This is a genomic window from Streptomyces taklimakanensis (assembly GCF_009709575.1).
GTDB classification, from domain to species: domain Bacteria; phylum Actinomycetota; class Actinomycetes; order Streptomycetales; family Streptomycetaceae; genus Streptomyces; species Streptomyces taklimakanensis.
The window spans coordinates 1,941,359-1,953,824 of record NZ_WIXO01000001.1 but is presented as its reverse complement, the minus strand read 5'-3'; the positions used below and the strand labels follow the sequence as shown (position 1 = coordinate 1,953,824).

At 72.0% G+C, this 12,466-nt stretch carries 9 protein-coding genes and 1 tRNA gene; 4 read left to right on the top strand and 6 right to left on the bottom strand.

All coding sequences use genetic code 11. The features are described 5' to 3' along the window. Positions 1-81: 81 nt before the first annotated feature. Positions 82-2,940: a glycoside hydrolase family 48 protein gene (locus tag F0L17_RS08505; RefSeq protein WP_155070589.1), complete on the top strand. Its 2,859-nt coding sequence runs from the start codon at positions 82-84 to the stop codon at positions 2,938-2,940. 571 nt (positions 2,941-3,511) lie between these two features. Beyond that, positions 3,512-4,132, top strand: coding sequence for a M23 family metallopeptidase (locus F0L17_RS08500; RefSeq protein ID WP_155070588.1), 621 nt, complete (start codon positions 3,512-3,514; stop codon positions 4,130-4,132). Between the two features lie 100 nt (positions 4,133-4,232). Here F0L17_RS08500 and F0L17_RS08495 read toward each other — a convergent pair. The 4 genes from F0L17_RS08495 to F0L17_RS08480 all read right to left on the bottom strand — a co-directional run bounded on the left by F0L17_RS08495 (position 4,233) and on the right by F0L17_RS08480 (position 6,981). Then, positions 4,233-4,305, bottom strand: a tRNA-His gene (locus tag F0L17_RS08495). Positions 4,306-4,397: 92 nt separating this feature from the next. After that, on the bottom strand, positions 4,398-5,003 hold the full coding sequence (gene orn, locus F0L17_RS08490) for an oligoribonuclease (RefSeq protein WP_155070587.1): 606 nt from the start codon (positions 5,001-5,003) through the stop codon (positions 4,398-4,400). A 9-nt stretch (positions 5,004-5,012) separates the two neighbouring features. Then, positions 5,013-6,311: a helix-turn-helix domain-containing protein gene (locus F0L17_RS08485; protein WP_155070586.1), complete on the bottom strand. Its 1,299-nt coding sequence runs from the start codon at positions 6,309-6,311 to the stop codon at positions 5,013-5,015. A gap of 385 nt (positions 6,312-6,696) precedes the next feature. Then, positions 6,697-6,981 (bottom strand): hypothetical protein, encoded by a 285-nt coding sequence (locus F0L17_RS08480; RefSeq protein ID WP_155073347.1) that lies wholly within the window; start codon positions 6,979-6,981, stop codon positions 6,697-6,699. A 576-nt stretch (positions 6,982-7,557) separates the two neighbouring features. Between F0L17_RS08480 and F0L17_RS08475 the strand changes: the two genes are divergently transcribed. Next, the gene (locus F0L17_RS08475) at positions 7,558-8,079 is read left to right on the top strand and encodes a universal stress protein (RefSeq protein WP_155070585.1); all 522 of its coding nucleotides are present in this window, start codon (positions 7,558-7,560) and stop codon (positions 8,077-8,079) included. A 318-nt stretch (positions 8,080-8,397) separates the two neighbouring features. On the opposite strand, the gene glmS is transcribed toward F0L17_RS08475, so the two are convergent. Beyond that, positions 8,398-10,224, bottom strand: a complete 1,827-nt coding sequence (glmS, locus tag F0L17_RS08470) for a glutamine--fructose-6-phosphate transaminase (isomerizing) (protein ID WP_155070584.1) — start codon at positions 10,222-10,224, stop codon at positions 8,398-8,400. A 122-nt stretch (positions 10,225-10,346) separates the two neighbouring features. Beyond that, a complete protein-coding gene (locus F0L17_RS08465; RefSeq protein ID WP_162465966.1) occupies positions 10,347-10,622 on the bottom strand; it encodes a hypothetical protein in 276 nt (91 codons plus the stop codon). 197 nt (positions 10,623-10,819) lie between these two features. Here F0L17_RS08465 and F0L17_RS08460 point away from each other — a divergent pair, with 197 nt between their 5' ends. Continuing rightward, positions 10,820-12,406 carry a family 20 glycosylhydrolase gene (locus tag F0L17_RS08460; protein WP_162465965.1) on the top strand — a complete coding sequence of 529 codons (1,587 nt, stop codon included), beginning with the start codon at positions 10,820-10,822 and terminating at the stop codon, positions 12,404-12,406. The last annotated feature ends 60 nt before the right edge of the window (positions 12,407-12,466 follow it).

Sequence of the window (12,466 nt, the reverse complement as noted above, 5' to 3'; positions counted from 1 at the left end):
GAAGCACCACCCAAGCCCCCCAGGGGCAGATCGAAGAGGCTGCTGCTGGCAGCCACCGCCGCGATCTCCCTCCCTCTGGGAATGACCTCGGCGCTCAGCGGAACCGCCCAGGCCGCACCCCTCCAGTGCAGCGTCGACTACACCAAGAACGACTGGGGATCCGGGTTCACCGCCAGTGTCACCATCACCAACCGGGGCTCCGAGGCGATCGACGGCTGGACCCTGACGTACGACTACAGCGGCAACCAGAGGCTCCAGCAGGGCTGGAACGGCCGGTGGTCGCAGTCGGGGAAGACCGTGACGGTCGAGAACCCGACCTACGGCACCCGCATCGCCGCGGGCGGCGCCGTGACCGCGGGCGCGAACTTCTCCTACAGCGGCACCAACGCCGACCCCACCGCCTTCCACCTCAACGGCACCCGCTGCGGCGGCAACCTGGCCGCCCCCACCGCCACCCTGACCAGTCCCGGGGCGGGCGCGGTCTTCTCCGCGGGCGCCACCATCCCGCTGCGGGCCGACGCCAGGGCCGTGGAGTCCGGGGCCACCATCGAGAAGGTCGAGTTCTACAACGACACCGAGCTGTTGGGCACCGACACCACGGCGCCCTACGCCTTCGACTGGGAGGACGTCCCGGCCGGCAACCACTCGCTCTACGCCGTCGCCCACGACTCCAACGGGATGTCGAGAGAGTCCACCCCCGTCGGCGTCCAGGTGACCGCCGGTCCCGCGGTGGTCGTCACCCCGGCCCAGCTCGGCGTGCGCCAGGGCGAGACCGCCCGGTTCGCCGTGAAGCTCTCCGAGCAGCCGTCCTCGACCGTGACCGCCACGGTGGAGCGCACCGCGGGCAACAGCGGCCTGTCGGTACTGGAGGGCGCCGAACTCACCTTCACGCCCACCGACTGGGACACCCCCCAGACGGTGACCATCGCCGCCGACGACACCGGCTCCGGAGCGGCCACCTTCACCGTCCGCGCCCCCGGCCACGACGAGGCCGAGGTCACGGTCACCCAGTTGTCCGGCTCCGGTGACGGAGGCGAGTACGAGGACCGCTTCCTGGAGCTCTACAACAAGATCTTCGACCCGGCCAACGGGTACTTCTCGCCGGAGGGCATCCCCTACCACTCCGTCGAGACGCTGATGGTCGAGGCCCCCGACCACGGTCACGAGACGACCTCCGAGGCGTACAGCTACCTGATCTGGCTGCAGGCCATGTACGGCAAGGTCACCGAGGACTGGGGTCCGTTCAACGAGTCGTGGCAGATCATGGAGGACTACATGATCCCCACGAAGGACGACCAGCCGACCAACAGCTACTACGACCCCTCCAAGCCGGCCACCTACGCGGCCGAGCACCCGACCCCGGAGGGCTACCCGTCCGCGCTGGACGGCAACGTCCCCGTGGGCCGTGACCCGATCGCGGCCGAACTGCGCAGCGCCTACGGCACGGACGAGATCTACGGCATGCACTGGCTGCAGGACGTGGACAACGTCTACGGCTACGGCAACGAGCCCGGCAGCGTCTGCCAGGGCGGTCCGCAGGCCGACGGGCCGTCGTACATCAACACCTTCCAGCGCGGCTCGCAGGAGTCGGTCTGGGAGACGGTGCCGCAGCCCACCTGCGACGACTTCACCTTCGGCGGCGAGAACGGCTACCTCGACCTGTTCATCGACGACGCCGGCTACGCCGAGCAGTGGAAGTACACCAACGCCCCCGACGCCGACGCCCGCGCCATCCAGGCCGCCTACTGGGCCGAGACGTGGGCCGAGGAGCAGGGCAAGAAGTCCGAGATCTCCGCGACCCTGTCCAAGGCCGCGAAGATGGGCGACTACCTGCGCTACTCCTTCTTCGACAAGTACTTCAAGAAGATCGGCGGCTGCGTCGGTCCCACCTCCTGTGCCGCCGGCACCGGCAAGGACAGCGCGCACTACCTGCTCTCCTGGTACTACGCCTGGGGCGGCGCCACCGACACCAACGCCGGCTGGGCCTGGCGCATGGGCAGCAGCCACAACCACTTCGGCTACCAGAACCCGATGACGGCCCACGCCCTGACCACCGTCCCGGAGCTGCGGCCCAAGGGCTCCACCGCCGTGGCGGACTGGGAGAAGAGCCTGACGCGCCAGCTCGAGTTCTACCGCTGGCTGCAGTCCGACGAGGGCGCCATCGCCGGTGGCGCGACCAACAGTTGGGAGGGCGACTACGGCACCCCGCCGTCGGGCACCCCCACCTTCTACGGCATGTTCTACGACGAGAAGCCCGTCTACCACGACCCGCCGTCGAACCAGTGGTTCGGTATGCAGGCCTGGTCGATGGAGCGCGTCGCCGAGCTCTACCACGAGACCGGCAACGCCCTGGCCAAGGAGGTCCTGGACAAGTGGGTCCCCTGGGTCCTCTCCGAGGTCACCGTCAACCCGGACGGCAACTACCGGATCCCGTCGACGCTGCAGTGGTCGGGCAAGCCCGACACCTGGAACGCCGCCAACCCCGGTGACAACGCGGACCTGCACGTGACGGTCCGCGACTACAGCACCGACGTCGGCATCACCGCGGCGCTGGCCAAGACCCTGATGTACTACTCGGCCAAGTCCGGCCACGAGGAGTCCAAGGCCACCGCCAAGGCGCTGATGGACGCGATGTGGGACCACCACCAGGACGCCATGGGCATCGGGGTGGAGGAGACCCGGACCGACTACGAGCGGTTCGACGACCCGGTCCACATCCCGTCGGGCTGGACCGGCACCATGCCGAACGGCGACGAGATCGACTCCGACTCCACCTTCCTGTCGATCCGCTCCTTCTACGAGGACGACCCGCAGTTCAACAAGGTGGAGAGCTACCTGAACGGCGGCGAGGCGCCGACGTTCACCTACCACCGCTTCTGGGCCCAGGCGGACGCCGCTCTCGCCCTGGCCACCTACGCGGACCTCTTCGGCGACGAGTAGTCGCCCAAGGGGAGCGAGAAGCCGACCCCCCGGTCCGGTCAGGTCGACGGCGGCCGCACCGGGGGGTCTTCCACACCCACGCGGTGCCCACGCGGTGCCCACGCGCCGCGTGGCGCACGCACCGTCCGTGGGGCCGGGGGCAGGGCACCACCGGCCCACGGCCCCACCAACCGGTGACGAGCCGGAGCAGCGGTCTGTCCGCCCCCGCCTCTCCGCTGCCCGGCCGCACCGGACGGCCGCGGCCGTCCGTGCCGGTACCGAAAGCCCCTCTCGGTACCGCGCCGGGCGGCCGCGGTCACGTTCAAACCCCTGGCTCCCGGTGGCCCGCACCGGTGCCCCCGGTGGTGGCCGGGCACCGTGATTGTGGTTCAGACCATTCACCTGTACGGGGATTGTCGCGCAATCCGTCGGGTGCGGTGGCAACCGGGCGCGCCGCCACGCGGATTCGCCCTCCCGGTCCGGGCGGACGCTACGCCGTTCGGCGGTCCGTCAGGCGTCCGCAAAGATGCGAGAAGTCCCCGGCTGACGTGTCCTCACATTCATGGCACCGCCGAATGGGAGGTCAGACCGAATGGCTGGACGAACTGGGCACCGGCAGTGGACACCGGGCCGGCGTGGACTGGTGCTGCGGGGCGCGGCGCTGGCGGCGCTGGGAAGCGTGCCCTTCCTGGCAGGACGACAGGGGGAGGGGAGCGCGGGGCTCCGGGCGGGGCACGACGCCACCCCCGCGGCGTTCCCGGCCGGCGGGACGAGCGGGCGGGCTCCGACCCGTGCCGCCACCGGGCTCTGGTCCCGGCCGGTGGTGGGGGAGCACCGGGTCACGGCGCCCTACGGCATCCCCGGCAACTGGCAGGCGGGCCACCACACGGGGATCGACTTCGCGATGCCCGTCGGCACCCCCGTCTACTCGGTCGGCCCCGGCTCGGTGGTCTTCGCCGGGGAGGCGGGCTCCTACGGCAGGGCGGTGACGATCCACATGGACGACGGCCACTACACCCTCTTCGCCCACCTGTCGGTGATCTCGGTGCGCGAGGGGCAGCGGGTGCAGGGGGGCAGTCGGGTGGGCTCCTCCGGGGCCACCGGCCGGGTCACCGGCCCGCACCTGCACTTCGAGGTCCGCAGCAAGCGCGGCTACGGCTCGGACGTCGATCCCGTCGCCTACCTCGCCCGGCGCGGCGTGCGGCTGATCTGAGGGGCGCGCGGGACGCGTGGGGCGTGCGGGGCGCCCACGGCGCCGTGCGGGGAACGGCCGAGGGCCCGGTCCGGATCCGGACCGGGCCCTCGGGCACCAGGGTGAGTAACGGGACTCGAACCCGCGACATCCTGGACCACAACCAGGTGCTCTACCAGCTGAGCTATACCCACCATGACCGGCGCTTCCCGCACCGGCCGATAAGAGTGTACAGGGTCGGCGGCACTGCCCGCGCACCCTTATCGGCCGATGGCCGGCAGACCCCTCACTCGGGAGCCGGCAGCACGTGTCGGGAGGCGATCTTCCGGGCCGTCTCCGAGTCCGGGCCGGGCGGCGGCACGAAGACCGCCTCGCGGTAGTAGCGCAGCTCCGCGATGGACTCCCGGATGTCCGCCAGCGCCCGGTGGTTGCCGCTCTTCTCCGGACTGCCGAAGTACGCCTTGGGGTACCAGCGCCGCGCCAGTTCCTTGATCGAGGAGACGTCGACGATCCGGTAGTGGAGGTAGTCCTCCAGCACGGGCATGTCGCGCATCAGGAAGCCGCGGTCGGTGCCGACGGAATTGCCGCACAGCGGGGCCCGGTCGGGCTCGGGCACGTACTTCCTGACGTACTCCAGGACCCGCTGCTCGGCGTCCTCCAACGTGGTGCCCTCCGCGAGCTCGTCGAGCAGCCCGGAGGCGGTGTGCATGGTGCGGACGACGTCCGGCATGGAGGCCAGAGCCTCGGCGGGTGGGCGGATCACGACGTCCACCCCTTCACCGAGCACGTTCAGCTCAGAGTCGGTGACCAGGGCGGCCACCTCGATGAGCGCGTCGTCGGACAGCGAGAGCCCGGTCATCTCGCAGTCGATCCACACCATGCGATCGTTCATGCGACCAGCCTACGGGGCCCGGCCCGGAGTGCGGCTCCGCTGGGAGGGCAGACGGGGGGAGTAGGTGTCGGAATCCGGTTTGCCCGTCTCGCTGCGCAGGCTCCGGTCCGATCTCTCCCCGTGCCGCTCCCCGTGGTCGCCCCTCTCGTTCCGCTCGCCCCGTCTCTCCCCTCTCTCCCCGCGAACGGCGTGGCCGACGCCGGAACCGCCGTGCCCGTCCGCGACCGCGTGGTCGCCGCGTCCCTCCGCCGCGCGCTCCTCGGCCGCGCCGCCGCCGTCCGGTCTGCCGCCGCCGGTGCGGGCCCGGTAGGCCGCCCGGTAGGCGGCCGGAGAGGCGCCCAGTTGCCGCCGGAAGTGCCCGCGCAGGGCGACCGGCGAACGGAAACCACAGCGCCCGGCGACCTCGTCGACCGAGTAGTCGGAGGTCTCCAGCAGCCGCTGTGCCTGGAGCACCCGCTGGGTGATCAGCCACTGGAGCGGCGCGCTGCCCGTCAACGAACGGAACCGGCGGTCGAAGGTCCGACGGCTCATGTACGCGCGTGCGGCGAGCGTCTCCACGTCGAACTGTTCGTGGAGGTGCTCCAGGGCCCAGGCGACGACCTCGGCGAGCGGGTCGGTGCCGATCTCCTCGGGTAAAGACCTGTCCAGGTAGCGCTCCTGACCGCCGTTGCCGCGCCGGGGCGGTACGACGAGGCGGCGGGCCAGGGCTCCCGCCGCCTCGGCGCCGTGGTCGGTGCGCACCACGTGCAGGCACAGGTCGATGCCCGCCGCGGTCCCGGCCGAGGTGAGGATGTCGCCGTCGTCCACGAACAGCTCGCGTGGATCGACGTGGACGGCCGGATAGCGTTTGGCCAGTGTCGGCGCGTACATCCAGTGCGTCGTCGCGGGCCGGCCGTCCAGCAGTCCCGCGGCGGCGAGCACGAACGCGCCCGTACACAGGCCGATGATCCGCGCGCCCTCCTCGTGGGCCCGACGCAGGGCGTCGAGCGCCGCCGAGGGCGGCGGCTGGGTGATGGAACGCCAGGCGGGCACCACGATCGTGCCCGCCCGTGAGAGCGCCTCGAGGCCATACGGAGCGGTCAACTCCAGGCCTCCGGTGGTGCGCAGTGGTCCCTCTTCGCCCGCGCACACCAGAAGGCGGTAGCGGGGAACGCCGGCGTCCTGCCGGTCGATGCCGAAGACGGACAGCGGGATGGAGCTCTCGAAGATCGGGCCGCCGCCGAAGAGCAGTACGGCAACGATCTCGCGGCGGCGGCGCGCGGCCAGCTTGCGCGTCGTCCCAGGGCCGTGTGTTGGCTCCTGGCTCATGAAACTAAGCCCCCCTCAGTCGTCGCGTCCTTCCGGTGCTGCACATTTCCCCCGCCGTGGTTGCCAAGATCGAATCTACTGTGTCCCGTGAGGCTGACGTGACAAGTTCACCACTCGCCGCTATGTCGACATGACAACTTGGCGTGAAGCGTTCGATCCCGAAGCGTTCCACTTGGCGGAGCCCCTGGGAAGAACGCCGTGTTTCGTTGCCATCTGTCCGAGTGGTGCGCTCGTTCGCCTCGTCTCCTTCCGTCCAGGTGGGCGGTGCGCGGGTCAGCCTCTGGCAAGTTGTGTACCACGGCTGGAAGTTGGCCGAAAAGCGCAGGGGCTCAGAAAGAGGGGCCCGGTGTTCCGGAGTAGTGCGCTCCGGTGGAACGGGGTGCCTTCAGGGATGACGCCGCCCACCCCTGTGCGCCCCCGTGCCGGTCCGACCGTGCCGGCCCCGGTGCGGGCCGGTGCTCCCGTGGGGGTCCGGGCGGGCGGCGCCGCGCTCACAGTGCCGGAGCAGGGCTCGGCAGACGGCGGTGACCAGGGCGATTCCCCCGCCCGTGCCCAGGGCGCGGGCGGGGGAGGAACCGCAGGACAGCAGGACGAGGGGGACCAGGGCGCAGCCGAAGGCGGCCCAGCGGACCAGTTCGCCCGCCCGCCCGACCGCACCCGCCGCGTCCATCGCTCCCGCTCCCGCTCCCGCCGCCCTCCGGCGCGTCCGGCGTCCCCGGCTCCCCCGCCGGGAGGCGCCCACGGCTCCCGGGGCGTCGCCGAGCGGTGGGCGCCTGCGCCGCGAACCCCTTCCGGACGCCCTCCGCGCGGCCCGGGGCGCGGGGTCCGGCGACATCCCGGAGGCGGACTCCGCCGCGGCCTTTCCGGCCGGTTCCGCCGTGGATCGCGCGGCGGGATCCGACGGGGTGTCCGGGAAGTGGCGCACGGAGGGCTCCGGGGCGATCGGGGAAGGGGGCACGCCCTGTCCAACGCCGAGGCCACGCGGGGGTCACCGGAAGGAGCCCCGGTTTCCCGGAGCGCGCTCCGCGGCCGGTGCGACGCGACCGCCGGACGCCGCGCCGCGGCGGCGAGGGAGCACCCGGGACGGACCGGGCATTGCGTATCGCCACTCGCTCCGGCATGCTGCACCGGCAGTGACGGCAGACCGCGACATCTGGGCAAGGGGGGAGTGCCGACGTACCCTGGGGGGTATGGGCTGAGGAACGATGCCTCCCGGACGTATTCCAAGGCACACGTGAAGTTACCGATGGCTGGACACGAGATCCCCGACCCCGCGGACCGCAAACGGCTCGCCGATCCGACGGCGACGCCCCGAGCGGCGGACGACACGCGCCACTCCTGCGATCCGGCGTTCCGGCACGGGGTCGTGGTGGGATTCGACGGCTCGACCTCCAGCGAACGGGCCCTGGCCTACGCCATCGGCATGGCGAGGCGCGCCGGCTCCGGCCTGATCATCGTGCACGTCGCCAACCGGCTGCCGACGACCGTCTGGGCCGGCTGTGAACCGCCGGTCTTCGTGGACGTGCCCGACCACCGCACCGAGGTCCTCGGTCTGGAACTGGCCTGCGCCGACCACCTCGCCGAGGTGCCCTGGGTCCTCGTCGAACGCGGCGGTGACATCTGCCACGAGCTGGAGGAGGTCGGCTGCGAGTACGAGGCCGACGCCATCGTCGTCGGCTCCACGCACGGCATCGTCGGACGCATCTTCGGTTCGGTCGCGGGGCGCCTCGCCCGGCGGGCCCGGCGGCCGGTCGTCGTCATCCCCTAGCGTCCCCGGCGCGGCGCCCGTTCGTGCCGCCGGCCGGGCGCCCCGTCGTCCCGGTTCGGGGCACCGCGCGAGGCGTCGGACGCGGAATCCTCCGCGTCCGAAGGTGGATCGCGCGCCCGCGCCGGGCATATACGGGACGGACGTGCTGCCGCGCGGGAGGTGACGGTCCCGCGGGGCGGCCCGGTGCCGGCGTGATGGGCGACGCCGGCGGCATGGAGGCGGTCCCCTCGTGCGCCTGGTGGCACGGACGAGGGGACCGCCGGCGCGTTCCCCGGAGCCGACGGCGGGCCGCCGTCCGTCGGTCTCCGGTCGCCGGGGTCACTCCACCGTGACCGACTTCGCCAGGTTCCGCGGCTTGTCGATGTCCCGACCCAGCGCCAGGGCCGTGTGGTAGGCGAGGAGTTGCAGGGGGATGCCCATCAGGATGGGGTCCAGTTCGACCTCGTTGCGCGGCACCACGATCGTGTGGTCGGCCTTCTCCTGTTCGGCGTGCGCGACGGCCAGGATGCGGCCGCCGCGGGCCCGGACCTCCTCCAGCGTGGCGCGGTTCTTCTCCAGCAACTCGTCCTCGGGCAGGACCGCCACGGTCGGCACGGCGGGCTCGATCAGGGCGAGGGGGCCGTGCTTGAGCTCGGAGGCCGGGTACGCCTCGGCGTGGATGTAGGAGACCTCCTTGAGCTTCAGGGACGCCTCGCGCGCCACCGGGTAACCGCGCACCCGGCCGACGAACATCATCGACCTCGCGTCCGCGTACTCGGCGGCCAGCTTGGCGATCGCCTCCTCCTGCGCCAGGATCTCGGAGATCTGCTCCGGCAGCTTCCGCAGACCGGAGACGATCCGCCGGCCGTCCGCCACCGACAGGTCCCGGATGCGGCCCAGGTGGAGGGCGAGGAGGGCGAAGGCGACGGCGGTGTTGGTGAAGCACTTGGTGGACACCACGCACACCTCGGGCCCGGCGTGGACGTACACGCCCCCGTCGGTCTCGCGGGCGATGGCCGAGCCGACGACGTTCACCACGCCCAGCACCCGGGCGCCCTTGCGCCGCAGTTCCTGGACGGCGGCGAGGGTGTCGTAGGTCTCCCCGGACTGGCTGACGGCGATGTAGAGGGTGTCGGGGTCCACCACCGGATTGCGGTACCGGAACTCGCTGGCGGGCTCGGCGTCGGCCGGGACGCGGGCCAGTTCCTCGATCATCTGGGCGCCGATCATCCCCGCGTGGTAGGCCGAACCGCAGCCGAGGATCTTGACCCGGCGCACCCCGCGCGCCTCGCGGGCGTCCATGTTGAGGCCGCCGAGGCGGACGGTGGCGAAGCGGTCGTCGATCCGGCCGCGCAGCACCCGGTCCACGGCGTCGGCCTGCTCGCAGATCTCCTTGTGCATGTAGGTGTCGTGGCCGCCCATGTCGTAGGACCCGGCCTCCCACTCCACCGTCGTCGGGGTGGCGGAGGTGCGGCTGCCCTCGGTGGTGTAGGTGCGGTAGTCGTCGGCCGTGAGGGTGGCCATCTCGCCGTCGTCGAGGGTGACCACCTGGCGGGTGTGCGAGACCAGCGCGGAGACGTCGGAGGAGACGAACATCTCGTGGTCGCCGATGCCGAGCACGACCGGCGAGCCGTTGCGGGCCACCACGACGCGGTCGGTGAAGTCGGCGTGCAGGACGGCGATGCCGTAGGTGCCCTCGACGTGGCGCAGCGCCTCGCGGACCCGCTCCTCCAGGGTCGGGGCCTGCGAGCGGCCCACGAGGTGGGCCAGCACCTCGGTGTCGGTCTCGGAGGCGAACTCCACGCCCTCGGCGGTCAGCCGCTCGCGCAGCTCGGCGGCGTTGTCGATGATGCCGTTGTGGACGACGGCCACCCGGCCGGAGGCGTCCGAGTGCGGGTGGGCGTTCTCGTCGCTCGGGGCGCCGTGGGTGGCCCACCGGGTGTGGGCGATGCCGACGGTGCCCGTGAAGCGCTCGGGGACGCGGGCCTCCAGGTCGCGGACGCGGCCCTTGGCCTTGACCGTCCGCAGCCCCGCGGCCCGGCCGGTGCCGCTGCCGTGGATGGCGATGCCGGCGGAGTCGTAGCCCCGGTACTCCAGGCGCTGCAGGCCCTCCAGGAGGAGGGGGGCGACGTCGCGCCTGCCGATGTATCCCACGATTCCGCACATGTCTGGGTCCTCCGTTTCCCGGTCTCCCGGGGGTTTCGGGATTCTGTATCTCCGCTGTCCGGGCGGCGCCCGGACAGCCCGGTTCCCTGCCGGCGGGTCCGCACGGACGCCCGGCGTCCGCCTCAGCCGTAGACGATGCGGCGCACCTGCCGCAGGGAGAGGTGGGGCGGGGCCACCGCGCGGTGCGGCAGCTCCTCGGTGATCCGCTCGAAGATCTCCGCGTTCACCAGTCCGCGGCCCCGGAGTTCGCGGTGGCGGCGGCGTACGAACTCCTCGACCGTCTCGTCGAAGTACGCCAGGACGTCCAGGACCACCCGCGCCGCCTCGCCGCGTCCGAGCGGCGTGGTGCGGACGAGGTGGTCCACGAGGTCGTCATGGGTCGAGGGGTGTTCGAGCACCCGTAGATACTGAGGCGCCCCCGCCGCCTTTCGCAAGAAATCTGCCCGGTATCGGGCAGGAGCGCCCGCCAAGAGGGTGAAGTACCCCGGGAGGTGGTCCATACATTGACCCCCGGCGGCGGGCGCGGTACCCATGTCACCGAACGGTTGCTCCGCGTACACCCGCCCGTCCGCGCCACGGCCCGAAGGGAACACCCGTGAGACGACTGCGCCTGCGGCTCCTCCTGCTCTGCGCCGCCCTCCTCGTCACCGCACCCCAGGGGTCGGCCGTGGCGGTCGACCCGGCCGAGTCGGCCGCCGACGAACCCAGACCGCTGGACCAGGTGATCCCCGCCCCCGCCTCCGTGGAACCGGGCCGAGCGCCGTACGCGATCGGCGAGCGGACCGTGATCCGGGTGCCGGGGCGGTCGGCCGAGGCGCGCGAGGTGGGCGCGTACCTGGCCGGGCTGCTGCGGCCGTCCACCGGATACCGGTTGCCGGTGACCACCAGGCCCGGCCCCGACGGCATCCACCTGCGGCTGGGCGGCCCCGCGGAGTTGGGGGAGGAGGGCTACCGGCTGGACGTCTCGCCGCGCGCGGTGGTGATCCGGGCCCGCTCGGCGTCGGGCCTCTTCCACGGCGTCCAGACGCTGCGTCAACTGCTGCCCGCCGAGGTCGAGGCCCGCGAGCGGCGGGACGGTCCGTGGCTGGTGGCCGGCGGCACCGTCACCGACACCCCGCGCTACGCCTACCGCGGCGCGATGCTCGACGTGGCCCGGCACTTCTTCACCGTCGAGCAGGTCAAGCGCTACATCGACCAGCTCGCCCTCTACAAGATCAACACCCTGCACCTCCACCTGACCGACGACCAGGGCTGGCGCATCGCCATCGACTCCTGGCCGCGCCTGGCCACCCACGGCGGCAGCACCGAGGTCGGCGGCGGGCCCGGCGGCCACTACACCAAGGACGAGTACCGCGAGATCGTGCGGTACGCCGCCGACCGGCACATGACGGTCGTGCCCGAGATCGACATGCCCGGTCACACCAACGCCGCCCTGTCCTCCTACGCCGAACTCAACTGCGACGGCGTCGCGCCGCCGCTGTACACCGGGACCAAGGTGGGCTTCAGCTCGCTGTGCGTGCCCCTGGAGATCACCTACGACTTCGTCGACGACGTGATCCGGGAGATCGCCGAACTGACCCCCGGCCCGTACCTCCACATCGGCGGCGACGAGGCGCACCGAACCAGCGACGAGGACTACGCCGTCTTCATGGAGCGCGCCCAGCGGATCGTGGCGAAGTACGGCAAGACCGTCATCGGCTGGCACCAACTGGTCGGGGCCGAACCCGCCGAGGGCGCGATCGCGCAGTACTGGGGGACCACCGGCCAGGAGGCGAACGTCGCCGAGGCGGCCCGGAACGGCACCCGACTGATCCTCTCCCCGGCCAACCGCTCCTACCTCGACATGAAGTACGACGAGGACACCCCGCTGGGACTGAGCTGGGCGGGCCACGTCGAGGTCGAGCAGTCCTACGACTGGAACCCGGGCACCTACTTCGAGGGCGTGCCGCAGGACGCGGTCCTCGGGGTCGAGGCGCCGCTGTGGACGGAGACGATCGAGACCACCGACCACATCGAGTTCATGGCCTTCCCCCGGTTGCCGGGCATCGCCGAACTGGGCTGGTCCCCGGCGTCCGCCCTGGACTGGGAGGGCTACCGCACCCGGCTCGCCCAGCAGGGGCCGCGCTGGGAACTGCTGGGCATCGACCACTGGCGCTCCCCCCAGGTGCCCTGGGAGGACTGACGGGCCGACCGGCCGGAGGGGGCGTTACGACAGAGGCGCGGACAGGGGGGCGGACCGGTC

Bases quoted from the DNA above. Each gene is read 5' to 3' on its own strand.
- F0L17_RS08505 (WP_155070589.1), top strand. From the start codon at position 82: ATGACCTCGGCGCTCAGCGGAACCGCCCAGGCCGCACCCCTCCAGTGC.
- F0L17_RS08500 (WP_155070588.1), top strand. From the start codon at position 3,512: ATGGCTGGACGAACTGGGCACCGGCAGTGGACACCGGGCCGGCGTGGA.
- F0L17_RS08485 (WP_155070586.1), bottom strand. From the start codon at position 6,311: ATGAGCCAGGAGCCAACACACGGCCCTGGGACGACGCGCAAGCTGGCC.
- orn (WP_155070587.1), bottom strand. From the start codon at position 5,003: ATGAACGATCGCATGGTGTGGATCGACTGCGAGATGACCGGGCTCTCG.
- F0L17_RS08475 (WP_155070585.1), top strand. From the start codon at position 7,558: ATGGCTGGACACGAGATCCCCGACCCCGCGGACCGCAAACGGCTCGCC.
- F0L17_RS08480 (WP_155073347.1), bottom strand. From the start codon at position 6,981: ATGGACGCGGCGGGTGCGGTCGGGCGGGCGGGCGAACTGGTCCGCTGG.
- glmS (WP_155070584.1), bottom strand. From the start codon at position 10,224: ATGTGCGGAATCGTGGGATACATCGGCAGGCGCGACGTCGCCCCCCTC.